Here is a 19,430-nt window from a genome sequence, read left to right as displayed (position 1 = left end):
GGCAAGGATGGGACCCCACAAGGAGAATTTCGATGAAACGCCAACCACGGATTCTGGCAGGCACCGCACTTGGCCTGCTGATGGCATCCGCGCCGTTGGGCGCGTTCCCGCTTCAGGGAAGTGTCGCGTCCGGTCTTGCCCAGCGCACGGCAACCCCATTCATCCTGGCGCAAGCAGCATGCGCCGAGGGCGAATCGGCCGAGGCCTGCGCGCAGAAGCAGCAGGCGGAACCCGAACAGAAACACGAGCGCAAGAAGGCCGAGCCTGAACAGCAGGCCGCGCCTGCCCAGAGCGAGCAGCCCGCCGAGGAGCAGCAGCCACGCCGGAAGAAGCGCGACCAGCAGCAGCAGGCCGAGCAGGCGCCCGCCGAACAGGCCGCTCCCGCCGAGGAACAGCAGCCGCGCAGGAAGAAGCGTGATCAGCAGCAGCAGGCCGAGCAGGCGCCGGCCGAACAGGCAGCACCCGCAGAGGAACAGCAGCCGCGCAGGAAGAAGCGTGATCAGCAGCAGCAGACCGAGCAGGCGCCGGCCGAACAGGCAGCGCCCGCAGAGGAACAGCAGCCGCGCAGAAAGAAGCGTGACCAGCAGCAGCAGACCGAGCAGGCGCCGGCCGAACAGGCAGCACCCGCAGGGGAACAGCAGCCGCGCAGAAAGAAGCGTGACCAGCAGCAGCAGACCGAGCAGGCGCCGGCCGAACAGGCAGCACCCGCAGGGGAACAGCAGCCGCGCAGGAAGAAGCGTGATCAGCAGCAGCAGACCGAGCAGACGCCGGCCGAACAGGTCGCGCCGGCCAACGACAATCAGCCCGGCGAACAGGCCCAGCCGCGCAAGAAGAACAGGCAGGATCAGCAAGCCCAACCTGAAGTCGCCCCGGCGCCGAAGGAAGCTCCCGCTGGAGAGGCGACGGCCCCTGCCGGCGAGCAGCCGGCGGCCCAAGGCGAGCAGCCCCAGGACACGACGAAGAAGCACGGCAGGAAACCTGTTGGCGAGCAGCCGGCGACGGCCGAACAACCCGCCACCGGCGAACAACCGGCCAATGGTCAGACGGCAGCACCGGCACAGGGCGAAAACCCGGTGCAGGGCGAAGCACCGGCTGATCCAAACGCCGCCCCCATCCTGGACAGCCAGAAGGACGCCGAGCGCAGAGGCGGACGCAAGCAGGGCGACAAGATCGTCCCGCAGGATGGCGAGCAGCAGAATGGCGGGCAAAATGCCCAGCAAGGTGGCGATCAGGGCCGCAAGCCGGTGGCTGCTCCCGTCGAGCAGGGTCCGCCGCCCACCGACGACAGGGCCGCACAGCAGGAGATCAAGCCCGAGAAGATCGTCCCGGTGACCGAGGAGAAGGGCACGCGCGTAGAGCGTGCGCCCGATGAGATCGCCCGCGATCGTCGGCGTCCGAAAGGCGTCGACGTCGTCAGGAAACTCGGCGATCGCGTCATCCTGCAGTTCAACAACCAGACATTTGTCCAGAGCAATGACGCCCCGCGCGTCACCCGCGGTGCCAAAGAAGTCTACTATGAGGATCTGTCGGGCGACCGCACCCGGGAAATCGTCGAGCGTGACAACGGTGTCCGGATCGTCACCATCCGCAACCGCTATGGCGACGTTATCCAGCGTTCGCGCATCGCGCCGGATGGACGCGAATATGTGCTGAGCTATGTCGACGAGCGGCACTATCAAGATGACAGCGACTGGCGTGATCCCGGCGACGACCTGCCGCCGATGCGGCTGACCATCCCGCGCCGGGAATACATTCTCGATTCCGAGGACGTCGAGAGCCCCGATGACTACTACGAGTTCCTCGAACAGCCCCCGGTCGAGAAGGTCCAGCGCCTCTATTCGATCGACGAGGTCAAGCGTTCGGCCCGCGTGCGCGACATCGCACGTCGCGTCGATCTCGACACGCTCAACTTCGAATTCGGTTCGGCCTCCATCTCCGACACCGAGGTGCAGAAGCTCGAGGGCGTAGCGACGGCCATGGAGAAGCTGTTGAAGAAGAACCCGGCCGAGACCTTCCTGATCGAAGGTCACACCGACGCGGTCGGCACACCGGAGGCTAACCTCGCTCTTTCCGATCGCCGTGCGGAAGCGGTGGCGGAGGCTCTGACCAATGCCTTCGGCATCCCGCCGGAAAACCTGACGACACAGGGCTATGGCGAGGAGTATCTGAAGGTCAACACGGCGGCGCCCAACCGCGAGAACCGCCGCGTCGCCATCCGCCGCATCACCTCGCTGGTGGCACCGGTCGCCAGCAACAATTAGGTCATGATTTCAAAATCATGACCCGGTTTGTGGAATCGGCAAGAGAAGCATCCACCCCCGGCACAGCCGGGGGTGGATGGATGTGCGGGGTTCAACAAGAATTGTACGGGCGTTAGACACGGCTCATTGAATCGCGAGCGCAGCCACCCCAGATTCGGTGCTGGGCGTTCCCTGCCCCGTCCCGACTCCAGCGGGACGCATTGAGCCCCGCCGGACTTTGTTCGGCGGGGTTTTTTGTCTTGCAAACGGTGGCGGCCTCGTCGAATACGGCCATTGTCTGAGAGATAACCAGCCGGAATCATCCCATGAAGCGTCTCGAACTCGCCATCGAATCGATCATTCTCGCTTCACGCTGGCTGCTCGTCGTTTTCTATATAGGCCTGGCCCTGGCATTGGCCGTCTATGCGCTGTCCTTCGGCAAGAAGCTCTATGAGTTCATTAGCCTGGCGTTCACGCTCGGTGACACCGACACCATCCTGAAGATGCTCGGCTTGATCGATGCCGCGCTGGTTGCCTCGCTGGTGGTGATGGTCATCATCTCGGGCTACGAGAATTTCGTCAGCCGCTTCGACGACCAGGACGGCGGTGTGCACTGGCTGGGCACCATCGATGTCGGTTCGCTGAAGGTCAAGGTTGCCTCGACCATCGTCGCCATCTCGTCGATCCACCTCTTGCAGGTGTTCTTGAACTCATCGTCCTACACGACCGACCAGTTGATGTGGCTGACCATCATCCATCTCGCCTTCGTCGTCTCGGCGCTCATGCTCGCCTATATCGACCGGCTGATGGGCCTGAGCAAAGGCAAGAAGGACGAGGCGTGAGCCTGCGCCTGCCGGACGTTGAATCAATCCCGCAGGAACGATGCCCTACCGCCTTGTTCGAGCAGGGCTTTCCCATGACTCTGCGGGTGGCGAAGGGCTTGGCTCGACGCCCGTCGCGTCAAAACAAAGAGCTCTAGTAAATATTCCTGATCTTGCTGTCCGTGCGGGCAAACACCTCGTCGGGGACAAAAAAGTCGCCGGCCAGCGGCCCGGTCGCATCAGGCGCATAGATCGAGAAATCGCTGACGCCCTCGGCGCGCAGCACCTCTTCGTCGATGTAGAAGTTGCCAGTCGCTTCGCGCGCCGGCCGCATGAAGATGGCATGCGCAGCATCGGCCATGATGTCGGGCAAACGGCTCATTGCCGCCACCGTCGCGCCGCCCAGCAGATTGCGCACGGCTGCCGTGTCGATGGTCGAAATCGGCCACAGTGAATTGACGGCGATGCCGTCCTTGGCGAACTCGGCGCTCATGCCCAGCGTGCACATCGACATGCCGAACTTGGCCATCGTGTAGGCGACATGGTTCTTGAACCACTTGGCCTTCATGTCGAGCGGCGGTGCCAGATTCAGGATGTGAGGATTGCTGGCCAACTTCAGGTGCGGAATGCACATTTTGGACACCAGGAAGGTGCCGCGCGTGTTGATCTGATGCATCAGGTCGTAGCGCTTCATGTCGGTTTCCAGCGTGCCGGTGAGCTGGATGGCGCTGGCATTGTTGACGCAGATATCGATGCCGCCGAACTTTTCCACGGTCCTGGCGACCGCCTCGGCCACCTGTGCCTCTTCACGGATGTCGCACAGCACGGGCAGCGCCTTGCCGCCGGCCTGCTCGATCTCTTCTGCCGCGCTATAGATTGTGCCGGGCAGCTTCGGATGCGGTTCGGCGGTTTTGGCCGCGATCGTCACATTGGCGCCGTCGCGCGCCGCGCGCAGCGCGATCGCCAGCCCGATGCCGCGCGATCCGCCGGAGATGAACAGCGTCTTTCCCTTGAGCGACATTTCCTTGCGCCTCCCTTGCAACACGTCAGACGCGAAGCTTTGCGCGGCGGGCGACCACAGCGCAAGACCCGACACGCCGGACACCGCGTTACGCAGCGTAGGGTTTATGACTAAACCAGCACCAGCCCCTGCCGCATCGCAGTGGCAATCGCGTCGGTGCGGTTGGCGGCACCGAGCTTGATCAGGATTGCGGCGACATGGAACTTCGCGGTGTGCACGGAAATGTTCAGCCGCCGCGCGATCACCTTGTTGGGTGCGCCCTCGGCCAGCAGCGCCAGCACTTCCGCCTCGCGCGGCGACAGCGAAGGACGGACGGCATGCTCGTCGGAGGCTTCATCTTCGAACGGCTCGCCATCGCCAGTATGGAAATCCTCATGGCGTCCGGTTCTGCGCTCGCCCGATACCCGATAGCCGGCCGCCGCCAGCCGCGCCGCCGCAGCGATCAACAAATCGTCCGCGCCCGTTTCGAGGACGGCCAACACCTCGCCCGCGGGCCGTTCGCCATTGGCGCCTCCCGATAGAAGAACCCGGGGAATGGCGGCCGGCACAGCACCGCCGCTGCTGTCGTCAACGATGGCGACGTCAGCCCTGCCGGCCACCACCGGCAGCAGGTCATCGCTCGCGGCCAGCGAGGCCGCCAGGCGCTCGGCGCGCGACGCATCGCCAAGCGCAATCAGCACCACCAGCCGCCGCGAGACGGCACCGTCATGCATGATCCGGTCGCTGGTGAGCGTGTCCATGGATGCCCTCAGCTCAGCGGCTTTTCGCCGATGGTCAGCCCGACATCGCGCTGTTCGCCGCCGCGCACCACGCCGAGCGTCACCGAAGCGCCCGCACTGTCTGGTCCGAGCCTGCGGATCAGGTCGCGCGGGCCATGCACCGCCTCACCGTTCCACGCCACGATGATATCGCCGAGAGAGAGACCGGCGGCCTTGGCGGGACCATCGTCATCGAGGCTCATCACCATCGCGCCATGCGCGTCGCGGTCGCGTACCGGATGCAGGCCGGCGCCGAGATAACCGCGCGCGACATGGCCCTTTTCGCGCAGCGTCGCAACCGCCCGCTCGATCGTCTCGTAAGGCATGACCAGCGCCCGGTGGCGCGGCCCGAACAGCAGCATGCCGATCAGCGCACCCTTGGCGTCGAGAACCGGGCCGCCCTCGAAACGGCCGCCGGCACCGACGGCCAGATTGATGCGCCGGTCGATGGTGCCGCCGCGCATCGAGCGCCAGGCCGGACCGACTTCGCCGACCGAGCCCGAAACGGCCAGAGCCGACCCGTTGCTATTGCCGATGGCGATGGCAATGTTGCCTGGCCGCACCGCGTCAGCCCTGGCCAACGGCACGGCGTTGATGGCCGTAGCCGGCTTCAGCAGGGCAACGCCAGTCGACGGATCGCGGCCGACCAGTTCTGCCTTCACCGCCTCACCCGAGGCCAGCGTCAGTTCGATCTCCTCGCCGGCCTCGACAGCCTCCTCGGCGGTGACGAAATAACCGTCACGCCAGTGGAAGGCGCTTGCCGTGCGGTGATGATGCGTGGCGAAGCCAGCCGTTGCCGGTGCCGCCTGGGCGGCGAGATCGGCGATGGCTTGCGAAAACGCACTCAGATTGAAATCGCTCATATTGGTCTCCTGGGTTCATCCATGCCCCAGATATCGCTCGACAGCGCGTTCAGAGGTACTCGCCTGACGGCTAGTTGCCGGTTTGACTGGCCATCTGGTCAGGTCGCGGCGGTTCCAGCCGCTCCGCACATATAGTGCGTGTCGCCCAAAAGTGCTCAGCGGTTTTGGGACAACGACGCGCACAGGAAAAAAATCATCCTTTCGCCCGAAAATACGGAGCCCTTCCATGGCCCTCGCCGCAGCCAAATTCGAACCTGACGATACATTGCTCGACGCATATTCGACGACCGTTGCGGACGCCGTCGACCGCATCGGCCCGGCCGTCTGCCGCATCGAACGCGTGGGTCAGGGCGGCCACGGCTCCGGCTTCGTCATCGCGCCGGACGGACTGGTCGTCACCAATTTCCACGTCGTCGGCGATGCCAGGACAGTGCGCGTCTCGATGCCGGACGGCGCCTCCCGCGAAGGCCGCGTGCTCGGCCGCGATCCCGACACCGACATCGCGCTGGTGCGAGCCGACGGCAGCTTTGCCGATGTCGCACCGCTCGCCGATTCCAAGCGGCTGCGGCGCGGCCAGATCGCCATCGCCATCGGCAATCCGCTCGGCTTTGAATGGACCGTCACCTCCGGCGTCGTCTCGGCGCTCGGCCGCTCCATGCGCGCCTCGACCGGCCGGCTGATCGACGACGTCATCCAGACCGACGCAGCGCTCAACCCCGGCAATTCCGGCGGGCCGCTGGTTTCGTCGGCCGGCGAGGTGATCGGCGTCAACACCGCCATGATCCATGGCGCGCAGGGCATCGCCTTCGCTGTCGCCTCCAACACCGCCAATTTCGTCATTTCGGAGATCATCCGCTTCGGCCGTGTCCGCCGCGCCTTCATCGGCGTCTCGGCCGACACTGCCAGTTTGCCGCGCCGCGCCGCCCTGTTGTCGCAAGTCTCGACCAGCACGGCGGTTCGCCTGCGCAGCGTCGAGAAGGACGGCCCGGCGGCCAAGGCCGGCCTGAAAGAAGGCGACATCATCGCCGCCATCGACGGCCGTCCTGTCACCGGCGTCGACGACCTGGTGCGCATGCTCGACGCCGAACGCATCGGCCGCGAGACGCTGTGCACCGTCGTGCGCCGCACCGGTGTCAGCCAGGTGACGGTGACGCCGGTGGCAAGGGCCAGTTGAGGCGGGCGCTCAGGCTCCCGCCACCCCTTCCGCATACTGCGCCAGAAACGCCTCGCTCGGCGGGATCGGCTTGATGACGTCGATCAGCACGCCATTGGGGTCCTTGGTGATGAAATGGCGCTGGCCGAAGGGCTCGTCGCGCAGCGAGCGCAGGATCGGCAGGCCGGCGGCGACGACGCGCTCATAGACAGCGTCCGGGTCGCGAACCTCGAAATTGATCAGCAGGCCCGAAGCGCGGCCCCGCCCCTCTTCCGGGATGGTCTCATGGTCGCCCTGGACGATGCCGAGATTGACTCTTCTGTCCTCCCCCGATTGCAGATGCACATACCAGTCGCTTTCGAACAGGGGCTGGAAGCGGAAATGCTTCACATAAAAGGCCGCCGTGCCGGCGACGTCGCCGGTCATCAGCACCGGGTAATAGCTCGTGGTCTTCATCTTTCCTTCTCCCGTCAATTAACATACAGTCTGCATGTAAACTGAATTAACATACAGGCTGCATGTATGCAACACGATTTCGCGCGTCGTTCCAACCGCGACCGCACCGAAGCGACGCGCGCCCACCTGATTGCCGCGGCGCGAAAGCTGTTCACGGAGAAATCCTATTCCGAGACCGGCACGCCGGAGATCGTCGCCGCCGCCGGCGTGACGCGCGGCGCGCTCTACCATCATTTTGCTGACAAGCAGGCACTGTTTGCTGCCGTGGTCGAGCAGGAGGCGGCAGCGGTCGCCGAGGAGATCGAGCGCGCCTCGCCGCCATCGCTGTTTGCCCATGACGCGCTGATTGCCGGCTCCGACGCCTATCTCGCCGCCATGCGCGCGCCCGGACGCACGCGGCTGCTGCTGCTCGACGGCCCGGCCGTGCTTGGCCGCGCCGCCATGGACGCGATCGACAATCGCCACGGCAACCGCTCTCTGCGCGAAGGGCTGGTCGCGGCGATGCGGGCGCAGACGATGACGAGATTGCCGGCCGAAGCGCTGACCGCACTGCTCGGCTCCGCCTTCGACCGTGCCGCCCTGGCCATCGAGGCCGGCGCCTCGGCCGAGGACTACCGTGCCGTGCTCATGGCGCTGATCGATGGACTGTCTCGTGCTCCTCATCCGGCACCTCGCCCGGTTCGAACTCGTTGAAGCAGCCGAGCTGGCGCTTGAACTGGTCGATCAGCCAGGCCGCCGCCGGCTTCGGGCTGCGATCGCTGCGATGCATGGCAAACAGCGGCGAGCTCACCTCCCTGAAGGATTCGAGGTCGATCTCGACCAGCCGGCCGCTCGCCAGGTCGTCTGATATCAGCCAGCGCGGCAGCCCGCCCCAGCCCAGCCCCTCGCGCATCAGCATATGCTTGGTGCGCACATCCGTCAGCCGCCAGGTACGGTAGGCATAGACGCCGAAGTCGCGCCCCTTGGTGCGCTCCGACTGGTCGGTGACGACAAGTTGGGTGTGTTCGCGCGCATCCTCGATCGCCACCGGTTTCGGCAGCAAGGCCAGCGGGTGGGTGGGCGCGGCGGCCAGCACGATCGACATGAAGCCGATGCGCACAAGGTTCACGTCGACATCGCCCAGCAGGCCGCCAATGCCAAGGTCGGCCTGACCGCTGACGACATGGTCGGGGATCAGGCCGAGCGTGCCGATGTGCAGCCGCAGCATCACGGTCGGAAACTGCGCCTCGAATGCCTTCAGCACCCGAACCAGCACCGGTGACGGCAGCGTCGCGTCGACCGACAGCGCGACCTCGGCCTCGAGCCCCTGGTGGTGGCCGTCGACGCGCGAGCGGATGCGCTGCAGCACGCCGATCATGCGCCGTGCGTCCTCCAGCATCGCCCGGCCGATCTCCGTCAATTGCGGCTCGCGCGTGCCCTCGCGCTCGAACAGTTTCAGCCCAAGCTGCGCCTCGAGATTGGCGATGCCGTAGCTGATGACGGACTGTGCCCGGTTGAGCTTGCGGCCGGCGGCCGAGAAGCTGCCGGCTTCGGCGACTGTCACAAAGATCTGAAGTTGATCGAGCGTCGGGTTGGGCTGCATCGTTATATCCAATTTATGGATGGATCGTATAGAAAATATACCAGTTTATTGAATGGATCGAAAGCCCCATATCTGGCGGGACAAATCATTCCAACCGCTGGAGAGAGCCCAAAATGTCCATTCTTCTTGTCACTTCGAGCCCGCGCGGCGCTGCCTCGCATTCGACCCGCATCGCCACCGAATTCGCCGAAAAGCTCGTCGCCGCCGATCCGTCGAACACGCTCGTCGTGCGCGACCTCGTCGCCAATCCGTTGCCGCACATCGATGCCGACTATGCGACGGGCATCTATACCCCGGCCGAAGCGCGCACCCCGCGCCAGGCTGAAGTCGTCGGCGTCTCCGATGTCGTGCTCGACGAGCTGTTCGCCGCCGACACGGTGATCCTGGCCACCGGCTTCATCAACTTCAACATCTCCTCGACCCTGAAGTCATGGGTCGACCATATCTCCCGCTCCGGCAAGAGCTTTGCCTATGGCGAGAACGGCCCCAAGGGTCTGGTCACCGGCAAGAAGGTCTATATCGTGCTGGCTTCCGGCGGCATCTATTCGGAAGGTGCGGCCGTGCAGTTCGATCACGCCATTCCCTACCTGCGTGGCGTGCTCGGCTTCCTCGGCATGACCGATGTCGATGTCATCCGCATCGAAGGCGTTGGCATGGGTCCTGACGCGGTGACAGCAGCGCTCGCCAAGGCGACCGCCAAGGTCGACGCCGTTGTGGCCGCCAGCCGGGACGTCGCGGCTGCCGCGTAAACAGCCGAAATTTGTCCGCATCGAAGGCAGGCGTTCGCGCCTGCCTTTTGCGTTCTAGCCGATGAGGAGCCTCAGCAGACCAGCGGCGCTGACCCCGATCAGCACGGTCGGCAGCATGGAAAACCGCGTGGCGGCTGCCAGAGTAACAGCCAGCGCCAGAAGATCCGCCGGGGACTTCGATACGAAGGCCGGTGCGATGACAGAGATCAGCACGCAGCCGGGCGCAGCTTCCATCACAGCCGTGGCACGGGCGCCCAGCGTGCGGTTGCGCAGGACGACATAGCCGCCGATCCGCGTCAGATAAGTGACGCCGGCCATCAGCACGATGGTGAAAAGGGTCGTTGCATCGATCATGCATCACCTGCCATCAGCCAGGCCGCGACCAGACCCGACATGGCGCCGGCGGCGACATACCAGGCACCGGGAACGAAGAGATAGACCAGTGCTGCAACGACCAGGCTGACCAGCCAGGGCCGCGCCGCCGCCATACCCGTCCACATGCCGCGCATCAGCACCAGGAAGACAGCCGGGAACGCCATGTCAAAACCATAGGTCTCGACATGGCCAAGCATCGGACCGAGCAAGGCACCCAGCGTGGTGAAGGCCACCCAGGTGAGATACATCGCCAGCGCCGCGCCCATATAGTAGCGCGGGCTGAAGGCCGGCGTGATGCCGGCTGCAGCACGCAGTTTGGCATCGGCCAAGCCCAGCGCCCAGCTTTCATCGCACATAAGGAAAAGTGCCGGAAACACCTTGCGCCGTGGCAGGTCGCGCAGGAACGGCGCCAGTGCCGCACCCATCAGCAGGTGACGGCTGTTGACCAGGAAGGTGATGGCGACGATGAGCACGATGTGCGGCGGCGACGTCCACAACTGGATCGCCGCGAATTCCGAACCGCCGGCGAAATTCAGCCCTGTCATGGCAGACAGTTCGACCGTGCTCAAGCCTTTCTGCGTCGCCTGGGCGCCAAGCACCAGCGCATAGGGGATGGTGCCGAACAGCACCGGCGCGCAGGACGCCACGCCACGGCGGAATTCGGATTTCGAACCATCTGCCACCGTCTCGACTGCCTGTGAAATGCTCATGTGTCTTCATCGGCTGACCTCGCGGCCGCCGCTTCCCTGCGTTTGAAATCAACTGATGTCGGCAGCAAACATACCGAAATCGGTCCGCAATTTGGTTGCGGAGATTGTTGTATTTCGCCCAATTCTGGCATTTTATGTTACAAATTTTCGAATAGATGGAATCTGTAGCCATGAAGCTGGATGAGATCGACAAGCGGATTCTGCGGGCGCTGCAGCGCGACGGCCGCATGGCCAACAATGATCTGGCCAATGAGGTCGGGCTGTCGCCATCGCCTTGCCTGCGTCGCGTGAAGCTGCTGGAGGAAGCCGGTGTCATCGACCGCTACGTCGCTGTGCTCAACCCGGCCAGCATCGGCAAGGGTCTGACCTTCTTCACCCGCATCTGGCTGAAGACGCAGGACGAGGACACGATCGAGCATTTCGCCACCGAAGTCGCCAAGCTGCCGCAGGTGATGGAGTGCTACCTGATGCTCGGCGATTGCGACGCCATGGTGCGCGTAGTGGCGGCCGGCATCGACGACTACCGCCGCTTCCAGTCGGAGCATCTGAGCCGCATCAAGGGCGTGCAGAACGTCAAGACCGACGTCCCCAGCCAGACGATCAAATACACGTCGGAACTGCCGATCTGATCTGCTGAAAACGGCGTCGGGCCAGACTGGATAAAAAATGCAACCGGATTGTAGGATCAGCCTCGCTGCCGGCGTCCTTCGGATGCAAGCAGCGCTGAGCGCTGCCCTCTGGCATGGGAGATTTGAATGAGCTTTTCCTATCGTTGGGTCATCGTCGCGGCTGGCGCGCTGATGTCCTGTGTCGCCATCGGGACGATGTTTTCGCTGGCGATCTTTCTCGAGCCGATGGCGATCGACACCAACTGGTCGCGCGCCGGCATTTCGAGCGCCATGACGCTCAACTTCCTGGTGATGGGCCTTGGCGGCTTCGCCTGGGGCGCGATATCGGACCGTTTTGGCGCCCGCATCGTCGTGATGACCGGCGCGGTTCTGCTCGGGCTGGCGCTGGTGCTGGCCAGCCGGGCCGGTTCGCTGCTGAGCTTCCAGATTACCTATGGCGTGCTGGTCGGCCTCGCGGCAAGCGCCTTTTTCGCGCCGATGATCGCGCTGACCACAGGCTGGTTCGACACCAACCGTAGCCTCGCCGTCTCGCTGGTCTCGGCAGGCATGGGCGTGGCGCCGATGACGATTTCGCCCTTCGCCCGCTGGCTGATCTCCGCCTATGACTGGCGCACCGCCATGTTCGACATCGGCATTACCGCCTGGCTATTGCTGTTGCCGGTGGTGCTGCTGGTGCGCCCACCACCGAAGCCCGTCATGGCCGATACCGGCTCCGCGCCGGTTGCCGAAGGCGCCGGCCTGACGGTCGGCAAGGCGCTGCGCTCACCGCAGTTCATCGTGCTGGGGCTGACCTTCTTTGCCTGCTGCGCGGCGCATTCCGGGCCGATCTTCCACATGGTCAGCTATGCCATGCTGTGTGGCGTCGCCCCCATGGCAGCGGTCTCGATCTACAGTGTGGAAGGCCTGGCAGGCCTCGGCGGCCGGCTCTTCTACGGCGTGCTGGCCGACCGGCTGGGCGTCAAGCCGGTGCTGATCGCGGGCCTGGCGATCCAGGCGATCGTCATTGCCGCCTATCTCTCGATCAGCCGGCTTGAGCAGTTCTACATGCTGGCCGTTATCTTCGGTGCCACCTATGGCGGCGTCATGCCGCTCTATGCGGTGCTGGCGCGCGAATATTTCGGCCAGCGCATCCTCGGCACCGTGTTCGGCGCCGCCACCATGCTGTCCAGCCTCGGCATGGCGCTGGGCCCGCTTGCCGGCGGCATGGTGTTCGACGCCTACGCCAACTATTCCTGGCTGTTCATCGGCTCGGCTCTTATCGGGCTCGGGGCGGTCGGCATCGCCATCGCGTTCCCGCCACTGCCGCGCAGGGAGTTGCAGCCGGCTTAGTCCGCGTCGATTTCCACACCTTGCTGGCCGGGCGCGCAATCAGCCTGGCCCGTTCGGTTCACTGCGGATCCTGTCCCCTGTTTCATCCGTTCCCCCTTGCGCGAGGCAGCTTACGGCCAACGTTTGCACCAAGCGATCTCGACTGAGCTCGCGCATCCAGTCCACGCGAGAGAGGACACCCTGATGGTCGAACATCCGAGTGGAAGCGAAAGCAACAGAATTGCCGCAAGCGCTGTTGCCGACGACGATCCGCGTCTTGCATTCATTTATCAGGAAGCAGTGAGAGGTCTCACGCAACAGCAAACCCTTGTGGAGAACATGAGCAGCCGCGCCGGCAGCCTTGTCTTCGCCACCGCCTTCGCAAACTCGTTGCTTGGCGGTGCGGCCCTTTCCAACGGGCTTGGGCCTTGGGACTGGATTGCGGTGGCCCTGCTGTTCGGCATTGGCGGGCTGATCGTCTTCATGCTTTGGCCCTACCACCAATACACATTCCGCTTCGATCCCGAAGAGTTGCTTGATCAATATGTCGACGGCGACAGGCCGACGACGATGTCGGCCATGCGCCGCACGCTTGCGCTTCGCATCAAGGCGGACATGGCCGGCAACTGGCGAATTATCCAGCGGCTGCGGGTGGCGCTGCAGATTGCGCTGCTGTTTCTGCTGCTCGATATCCTGGCTTGGCTTTTGGCGATTGCAGGCGTTTGAGCCGGAGGGCACACGGGTCCGCCACGGCCCGGCGCTTGCAGGACAGGCAACCCACGATGGATCGAAAAGCTTTCTTGAGCATTTAAGCTTTGGCTAATAGTAGCCCAGGAGAGAACCAATGAAAAAGACGCTGCTCATTTTGAGCCTGCTCATTCCGCTCTCGGCGTGCTCCCGTACAGAACAAGGCGCTGCCGTCGGCGGCTTGGGTGGCGCAGCGGTAGGCGCCGCGGTGGCCGGCGATCCTGTGCAAGGGGCGGTTGTTGGCGGTGCGGTTGGCGCGATAGCCGGGGCCGTCATCGGGCACGCCAGCGAAGCCGGCCAGTGCAGATATCGCGATCAGTATGGCCGGGTTTACGTTGCACGATGCCCGGAGGGTTACTGACCTGGAGGCGCGTGATCTCTTTCGATCACGCGCCTGCTCCGGAGGTGGGATAAGCGATGGGCTATCGGATCAAAGTACTGCTGGGTTGCTGGTTCGCCGTTGCCAGCGCTGCCGCGATGTATGCGGCATCCACCGCCGCGATCTCCGCCGCGCCTGTTGATGCCAAGACGATTGCCGATCACCTCTCATCGGTAAAGTCCATGTCCGGGGACTTCGTCCAGTCGGGTCCAAATGCGGAGAGGACCCGTGGCAGGTTTTTTCTACAACGCCCCGGCAAGATCCGATTCAACTATGCAGGCCAATCAGGGATCAGCGTGATTGCAGATGGCAAATCCCTGGTGGTTTATAACAGAAAGCTGAAGACATCGCGGCTTTATGCTCTCTCGAAGACGCCGCTTAAGCTGCTGCTCGACAATAAGGTCGACTTCTCCGGCAATCGCGTGAAAAGCATCAGGGACGATGGCGCCCAAGTTACCGTCAAGCTGGCCGACAGATCGACCTTCGGCAATTCGAGCATCTCCATGGTGTTCGACAGTAAATCTCTCGATCTGCGCAGATGGAGCATCACCGACGAGAAGGGACTTACCACAACGGTTAATATATCAAATGTGAAGCAGGGCGTTCGCGCTCCCGAGGGTACCTTCGCGATCGATTACACGGCAAACCGTGAATTCAACACGACAACGAAATAGCCGAAGCCGCGGGCATATTCCCTGGGCCGGAACCAATGCGATCATCAGCGGTTTAGTCCATGAAGGGACCGGAACCGCAAAGGACGCGGCGCAATGATTGAAATTCACAGCATGGAAGCGGCCAAAGCCAGACTGCGTATAAGGAGAGCTGAGCACTCTTTGAAGTGCGCGAACGACTTGCTGGATGAGGAAGGTGGCGTCGCCCTCAATCTGGCATTGTGCAGCCGGATAAGAGCCGCGCAAAGGCACCTGATCGAGGCAAGGGCACGCCTGATGACGATCGATCCCGCCAGGACGAATTGACCCGCTGGCGGTCGCACGTCAACCCCTGAGCGATAGGTCTATCGTGGCGCAAGGCCCGGGCGGCGCTCGGTGTGGCGATGGTCCGGCCCTTACCCAAAAATCCGATCGCCCTGCTCGTCGACCAGTTGGATGCCCTTCTTGATCGAGATGTCGACGGCGTCGTCGAGCCCGGCAAAGCGGTCGGCGCGGATGAATTTGTGTTCCTTCACCACGCCGTCGATCTCCTTGGAGACGACGCCGCAGGTCTGGTACTGGCCATCGGCCTTGTAGGGCGTGGCGCTGATCAGAAAGCCCTTGTGCTCGACCTGCTTGGCTGGCGCTGCACTCGTCGGCTCAGCCGTCTGGGTTCCGCCGCCGCCACCGCCGAAAAGACGCTTCAGAAAAGACATCGGACTTCCTCCAACAGCATTCATCCCGCACCATGTAGAGTGACGCGGGATGAATTTCACTATCGGTCCTTGGGCCAGCGGGCAAGGGCTGCGTCCGGTCGGCTGGACGAGCTTACTTGTGCGACAGCGCTTCCAGCGCCTCGGCGGCGGCTTCGAGGATGGCGATGGCCTCGGCCTGCTTGTCGGCCGGGGCGTCGACGAAGTCGCCCAGAGCCGCGCGCAGCCGGTGACGGACTGCGCGGAATTCGTCGCGCGCTTCCGAACGATCCCCGCGGCCACCGCGGCCGCCACGACGCCCGCCCTCTTCGCTCTCGTCGTTCCAGCCGAACCAGTCGCGCGCCTTGGCCATTTTGCGGCCGAAGCGCTCGAGATGGTCGAGCACGCCGTCGATCATCTCGCGGTTGTCGGCGAGATGCGCCTGGCCCGCCTCGGTGATCGAAAACACCTTCTTGTTGCCGTCGGCGGCGGAGGCGGCATAGCCGGCCTCTTCCAGGAAGGTCAGCGTCGGGTAGACCACGCCCGGGCTCGGGCTGTAGATGCCGCTGGTGCGCTCTTCCAGGGCCTTGATGATGTCGTAGCCGTGACGCGGCGCTTCGGCCAGCAGCGACAGCGTGATCAGCTTGAGGTCGCCGTCGGCCAGCATGCGTCCGGCGCGGAACATGTCGCCCGGACCGCCGCGCCCGCCACCACGGCCGCCGTGGCCGAACGGGCCAAAGCCGCCGCCCCCTCTGCCACCGAATTTGCCGGCCATGTGCATGAACATGCGCTCGCCGAAATGACCGCGCCCGAAATGATTGTGTTTGTGCATTGATTGCTCCTTGAGTTGTATCTTACGATATATCTTAATTAGGCAAGTCAATCGATGGAGTCAAGATATATCTTACGATGTATCTGAATGCAGCACCAGCGGGCTCGATTTTCCAGTCTCGGCCGCTTCGTTGCGAACGGCGGCCACCGATAAATTCGGCTACCAGCGCCCCTTGCGCCGGTTCCAGGCATAGAGAAGATCGGCAAAGCGATCGTAGGCAAAGCGTGTCAGCGGCAAGGCAACCGGATTGCCGAACAGCGTCGCCAACCAGCCCTCGCCCGGCGTGACCTTCCATACCGCGATGGCGACATCGGCGCCGACCAGCAGTCGGCCCTCGGCATCGGTGGCGTGCAGCCGGCGGCGGATATCCTCAAGCGACGCGCCAAATCCGGCTAGCGCTGCCGGTTCAAAATTGATGTCTCGGAACTCGATCCGCCCAGCCTTGACCGCTTCGATCAGCCGCCGCTTCTGCCTGCTGATCCCGGCATCGCAGACCGGGCAGCGCGTATTGTACCAGACGGTCAGCATAGTTCCGGCATTTGGTTGGTAGCGCAAACTTGAAGGACCACGAACGATCGGGCGCCGTCAAGACGTCGCTCGGTCGCTCGCGAAGGAGAATGTATCGGGCCAGCCGGTCCGGCCCTTCCGCTACGGGCTCTATCCGAGCGAGGTGACGATCTCGCGGTAGGCCAATTCGGGAAAGGCCTTCAGCGTCCGCGTCCTGACATTGCCGGCCGCCGCCAGCATCAGCGAGAAGCGCGCCAGCACCGCGTCGTCGGGCGCTTCGACCACCGCCACCATGTCGTATTCGCCCATGGTCAGGTAAAACGCCTTGAACGATCCGCCCATGTCTCCCAGTTGCCTCCTGGCGGCGTCGAGCCGCTTCGGTGACTCGCGCACGTTTCTGGCACCCTGCTCCGTCCAGTTCATCAGCACGATGTAGCTTGTCATGGCACACCTCCCTCCGGGGCCACGGAGCACGGCGGCTTCGCCGGGGCGGGCATCCGGCTTATCGCCCAGAAATGCATCCGACAGCGAAATTATCCTCCCGAAGGGCCTGGCCCGCAAGAGTGCGCCCCACAAACAAAAAAGGGCGCCATCGGCGCCCTTGAACTCTTTGCATCGGTAAGTCTCAGCTATCCAGGAAACTGCGCAGCTTGCGCGACCTGCTCGGGTGCTTGAGCTTGCGCAGCGCCTTGGCTTCGATCTGGCGGATACGCTCGCGGGTAACCGAGAACTGCTGGCCGACTTCTTCCAGCGTGTGGTCGGTGTTCATGCCGATGCCGAAGCGCATTCTGAGCACGCGCTCCTCGCGCGGCGTCAGCGAGGCCAGCACGCGCGTGGTGGTCTCGCGCAAATTGGCCTGGATCGCCGCGTCGATCGGCAGGATCGCCATCTTGTCCTCGATGAAATCGCCCAGATGCGAATCCTCCTCGTCGCCGACCGGCGTTTCGAGCGAGATCGGCTCCTTGGCGATCTTCAAGACCTTGCGCACCTTTTCGAGCGGCATGGCAAGCTTTTCGGCCAGTTCTTCCGGCGTCGGCTCGCGGCCGATCTCGTGCAGCATCTGGCGCGAGGTGCGCACGATCTTGTTGATCGTTTCGATCATGTGCACCGGAATGCGGATGGTGCGCGCCTGATCGGCGATCGAACGCGTGATCGCCTGCCGGATCCACCACGTCGCGTAGGTCGAGAACTTGTAACCGCGGCGGTATTCGAATTTGTCGACCGCCTTCATCAGGCCGATATTGCCTTCCTGGATCAGGTCGAGGAACTGCAGGCCGCGATTGGTGTATTTCTTGGCGATTGAGATGACGAGGCGCAGATTGGCCTCGACCATTTCCTTCTTGGCGATCGCCGCTTCGCGCTCGCCCTTCTGCACCTGGTTGACGATCTTGCGGAATTCCAGGATCGAGATCGCCGTTTCGGTGGCGAGGTTCTGGATTTCGGCGCGCAGGTCCTTGATCGCATCCTTCTCGTTCTTGGTGAATTCCTTCCAGCCGCGCGAGGTCAGGTTGCCGATCGAGCGCGTCCAGTTCGGGTCGAGCTCGGAACCCTGATATTCCTTCAGGAACTCTTCGCGACGCACGCCGTAGCTTTCGGCGAGCCTGAGCAGCTTGCCTTCGTTCTGCACCAGGCGCTTGTTGATGTCGTAGAGCTGCTCGACCAGCGCCTCGATGCGCGCCGTGTTGAGCGACAGCGACTTCACCGCCTTGATCAGCTGGTCCTTCAGCTCCTTCAGCCGGCGATCCTGGCTGGGCGACAGCGTGCCGGCCGCGGCCAGACGGTTCTCGACCTGCTGATCCTGCAGCTTGCGCAGCTTTTTGTAGGTGTCGGCGATAACGTCGAGCGTCTCCATCACCTGCGGGCGGAGTTCCGCTTCCATCGCGGCCAGCGACAGGCTCGCTTCGTCCTCGTCTTCGTCGTCGTCATCCGTCAGCCCACGCGTATCGGCGCCGACATTGGTGATGTCGTCTTCGTCGTCGCGCGAACGGCGCGGCTTGTCCTCGACCTTGGCTTCCTCGACGCGCTCGACCACCGGCGCCTGCTTGGCCTCGGGGCCGGCATAGGTGGCTTCGAGATCGATGATCTCACGCAGCAGGATCTTGGATTCGTTGAGTTCGTCGCGCCAGATGATGATGGCCTGGAAGGTCAGCGGGCTTTCGCACAGACCCGCGATCATCGTCTCGCGGCCGGCCTCGATGCGTTTGGCGATGGCAATTTCGCCCTCGCGCGACAAAAGCTCCACCGAGCCCATCTCGCGCAGATACATGCGCACCGGATCGTCGGTGCGATCGGTCGGTTCTTTCTTGGTGGTGGTGGCGGCAACCGCGGTGCCGGTCTGCTCAGCCAGCTCGTTGGCGTCTTCCTCGGCATCGGCCGCGGTGTCGGCGGCCTCGGGCTCCTCGCCCTGCTCGTCGTCCTCGACCACGTTGATGCCCATGTCGGACAGCATCGCCATCGTGTCCTCGATCTGCTCGGAGGTCACTTCCTCTGAGGGCAGCACCGAATTCAGCTCGTCCATGGTGACATAGCCGCGCTTCTTGGCGGCCTTGATCATCTTCTTGACAGCATCATCGGAAAGGTCGAGCAGAGGGCCATCGGTGGCGCCTTCGCGTTCGGTTTCGACCTCTTCCTTTTCCTTTGTCGCCATAGTCTTTATCTTCTCCTAGCGGCCGAACTTCAAAGCCGCGTAAGCTGTCGGACCAGTCAAATCGGATGCGCTCGCTTACGAAACGCGCTTCACCGGGCCAGTAACTGCATCAACTCGTTTCGTTTGGTGTATGTCGTTGCCCCAAAACCGGGTTTCCCCTTTTTGGGCGACATCCATTAAGTCCAGATTAACCCTGATATCTGTGGCAGGCGGGCTGCCTGTCCAGTGACCAGTACCTCACATCGCTTATTTCCCGTCGACGCGGGTTCGGGTTAACGTTTCGAATCGTCCTGATTCCGCCAATCTGCCAG

At 63.5% G+C, this 19,430-nt stretch carries 23 protein-coding genes; 11 read left to right on the top strand and 12 right to left on the bottom strand.

Annotated elements, in window-relative coordinates; all coding sequences use genetic code 11:
• Positions 1–32: 32 nt before the first annotated feature.
• Both RPF88_RS00995 and RPF88_RS00990 read left to right on the top strand, forming a co-directional pair.
• On the top strand, positions 33–2,261 hold the full coding sequence (locus RPF88_RS00995) for an OmpA family protein (RefSeq protein WP_337121529.1): 2,229 nt from the start codon (positions 33–35) through the stop codon (positions 2,259–2,261).
• A gap of 305 nt (positions 2,262–2,566) precedes the next feature.
• A complete protein-coding gene (locus tag RPF88_RS00990) occupies positions 2,567–3,082 on the top strand; it encodes a TIGR00645 family protein (protein ID WP_013530171.1) in 516 nt (171 codons plus the stop codon).
• A gap of 133 nt (positions 3,083–3,215) precedes the next feature.
• On the opposite strand, the gene RPF88_RS00985 is transcribed toward RPF88_RS00990, so the two are convergent.
• The 3 genes from RPF88_RS00985 to RPF88_RS00975 form a co-directional block, all read right to left on the bottom strand.
• A complete protein-coding gene (locus tag RPF88_RS00985) occupies positions 3,216–4,082 on the bottom strand; it encodes an SDR family oxidoreductase (RefSeq protein ID WP_013530170.1) in 867 nt (288 codons plus the stop codon).
• Positions 4,083–4,192: 110 nt separating this feature from the next.
• Complete coding sequence (locus RPF88_RS00980) at positions 4,193–4,822, bottom strand: helix-turn-helix transcriptional regulator (RefSeq protein WP_024505497.1); 630 nt, start codon at positions 4,820–4,822, stop codon at positions 4,193–4,195.
• 8 nt (positions 4,823–4,830) lie between these two features.
• Positions 4,831–5,703: a S1C family serine protease gene (locus RPF88_RS00975; protein ID WP_127369560.1), complete on the bottom strand. Its 873-nt coding sequence runs from the start codon at positions 5,701–5,703 to the stop codon at positions 4,831–4,833.
• A 226-nt stretch (positions 5,704–5,929) separates the two neighbouring features.
• Between RPF88_RS00975 and RPF88_RS00970 the strand changes: the two genes are divergently transcribed.
• Complete coding sequence (locus tag RPF88_RS00970; protein WP_337121523.1) at positions 5,930–6,877, top strand: S1C family serine protease; 948 nt, start codon at positions 5,930–5,932, stop codon at positions 6,875–6,877.
• A 9-nt stretch (positions 6,878–6,886) separates the two neighbouring features.
• Here RPF88_RS00970 and RPF88_RS00965 read toward each other — a convergent pair whose 3' ends face one another.
• Positions 6,887–7,312, bottom strand: a complete 426-nt coding sequence (locus RPF88_RS00965) for a VOC family protein (protein WP_013530166.1) — start codon at positions 7,310–7,312, stop codon at positions 6,887–6,889.
• Between the two features lie 66 nt (positions 7,313–7,378).
• Here RPF88_RS00965 and RPF88_RS00960 point away from each other — a divergent pair, with 66 nt between their 5' ends.
• Positions 7,379–8,005, top strand: a complete 627-nt coding sequence (locus RPF88_RS00960) for a TetR/AcrR family transcriptional regulator (protein ID WP_027162048.1) — start codon at positions 7,379–7,381, stop codon at positions 8,003–8,005.
• Here RPF88_RS00960 and RPF88_RS00955 read toward each other — a convergent pair.
• A complete protein-coding gene (locus RPF88_RS00955) occupies positions 7,938–8,894 on the bottom strand; it encodes a LysR family transcriptional regulator (RefSeq protein ID WP_027162049.1) in 957 nt (318 codons plus the stop codon). The two genes, RPF88_RS00960 and RPF88_RS00955, sit on opposite strands and share 68 nt — an antisense overlap.
• Positions 8,895–9,007: 113 nt before the next feature.
• Here RPF88_RS00955 and RPF88_RS00950 point away from each other — a divergent pair, with 113 nt between their 5' ends.
• Positions 9,008–9,643, top strand: a complete 636-nt coding sequence (locus tag RPF88_RS00950; RefSeq protein WP_024505492.1) for an FMN-dependent NADH-azoreductase — start codon at positions 9,008–9,010, stop codon at positions 9,641–9,643.
• 54 nt (positions 9,644–9,697) lie between these two features.
• Here the strand turns inward: RPF88_RS00950 and RPF88_RS00945 are convergent, their stop codons facing one another.
• Positions 9,698–9,997 (bottom strand): AzlD family protein, encoded by a 300-nt coding sequence (locus RPF88_RS00945; RefSeq protein ID WP_337121519.1) that lies wholly within the window; start codon positions 9,995–9,997, stop codon positions 9,698–9,700.
• Positions 9,994–10,728: an AzlC family ABC transporter permease gene (locus RPF88_RS00940; protein WP_013530159.1), complete on the bottom strand. Its 735-nt coding sequence runs from the start codon at positions 10,726–10,728 to the stop codon at positions 9,994–9,996. The genes RPF88_RS00945 and RPF88_RS00940 overlap by 4 nt, the downstream gene beginning before the upstream one ends.
• A 170-nt stretch (positions 10,729–10,898) precedes the next feature.
• Here RPF88_RS00940 and RPF88_RS00935 point away from each other — a divergent pair, with 170 nt between their 5' ends.
• The 6 genes from RPF88_RS00935 (at position 10,899) to RPF88_RS00910 (ending at position 14,768) form a co-directional block, all read left to right on the top strand.
• Positions 10,899–11,357 (top strand): Lrp/AsnC family transcriptional regulator, encoded by a 459-nt coding sequence (locus RPF88_RS00935; protein WP_013530158.1) that lies wholly within the window; start codon positions 10,899–10,901, stop codon positions 11,355–11,357.
• A gap of 126 nt (positions 11,358–11,483) precedes the next feature.
• On the top strand, positions 11,484–12,686 hold the full coding sequence (locus RPF88_RS00930; protein WP_337121516.1) for an MFS transporter: 1,203 nt from the start codon (positions 11,484–11,486) through the stop codon (positions 12,684–12,686).
• 318 nt (positions 12,687–13,004) lie between these two features.
• The gene (locus tag RPF88_RS00925; RefSeq protein WP_337121514.1) at positions 13,005–13,391 is read left to right on the top strand and encodes a hypothetical protein; all 387 of its coding nucleotides are present in this window, start codon (positions 13,005–13,007) and stop codon (positions 13,389–13,391) included.
• 118 nt (positions 13,392–13,509) lie between these two features.
• On the top strand, positions 13,510–13,773 hold the full coding sequence (locus RPF88_RS00920; RefSeq protein WP_013530156.1) for a YMGG-like glycine zipper-containing protein: 264 nt from the start codon (positions 13,510–13,512) through the stop codon (positions 13,771–13,773).
• A gap of 56 nt (positions 13,774–13,829) precedes the next feature.
• Positions 13,830–14,465 (top strand): outer membrane lipoprotein carrier protein LolA, encoded by a 636-nt coding sequence (locus RPF88_RS00915; protein WP_337121510.1) that lies wholly within the window; start codon positions 13,830–13,832, stop codon positions 14,463–14,465.
• A 93-nt stretch (positions 14,466–14,558) separates the two neighbouring features.
• Positions 14,559–14,768, top strand: coding sequence for a hypothetical protein (locus RPF88_RS00910; RefSeq protein WP_013530154.1), 210 nt, complete (start codon positions 14,559–14,561; stop codon positions 14,766–14,768).
• A gap of 89 nt (positions 14,769–14,857) precedes the next feature.
• Here RPF88_RS00910 and RPF88_RS00905 read toward each other — a convergent pair whose 3' ends face one another.
• The 5 genes from RPF88_RS00905 to rpoD form a co-directional block, all read right to left on the bottom strand.
• Positions 14,858–15,157 carry an HlyU family transcriptional regulator gene (locus RPF88_RS00905; protein WP_013530153.1) on the bottom strand — a complete coding sequence of 100 codons (300 nt, stop codon included), beginning with the start codon at positions 15,155–15,157 and terminating at the stop codon, positions 14,858–14,860.
• 112 nt (positions 15,158–15,269) lie between these two features.
• Complete coding sequence (locus RPF88_RS00900) at positions 15,270–15,965, bottom strand: PadR family transcriptional regulator (protein WP_013530152.1); 696 nt, start codon at positions 15,963–15,965, stop codon at positions 15,270–15,272.
• A gap of 159 nt (positions 15,966–16,124) precedes the next feature.
• The gene (locus RPF88_RS00895; RefSeq protein ID WP_013530151.1) at positions 16,125–16,493 is read right to left on the bottom strand and encodes a thiol-disulfide oxidoreductase DCC family protein; all 369 of its coding nucleotides are present in this window, start codon (positions 16,491–16,493) and stop codon (positions 16,125–16,127) included.
• 129 nt (positions 16,494–16,622) lie between these two features.
• Positions 16,623–16,916, bottom strand: a complete 294-nt coding sequence (locus RPF88_RS00890) for a GYD domain-containing protein (protein ID WP_027162061.1) — start codon at positions 16,914–16,916, stop codon at positions 16,623–16,625.
• A 181-nt stretch (positions 16,917–17,097) separates the two neighbouring features.
• Entirely contained in the window at positions 17,098–19,119 is a 2,022-nt protein-coding gene (gene rpoD / locus RPF88_RS00885; protein WP_013530149.1) for an RNA polymerase sigma factor RpoD, read from the bottom strand.
• Positions 19,120–19,430 lie beyond the last annotated feature (311 nt).

The organism is Mesorhizobium sp. ISC11 (genome assembly GCF_037162595.1).
In the GTDB taxonomy this organism is placed as follows: Bacteria; Pseudomonadota; Alphaproteobacteria; order Rhizobiales; family Rhizobiaceae; genus Mesorhizobium; species Mesorhizobium ciceri.
This window is presented reverse-complemented; position numbering and strand designations above follow the sequence as displayed.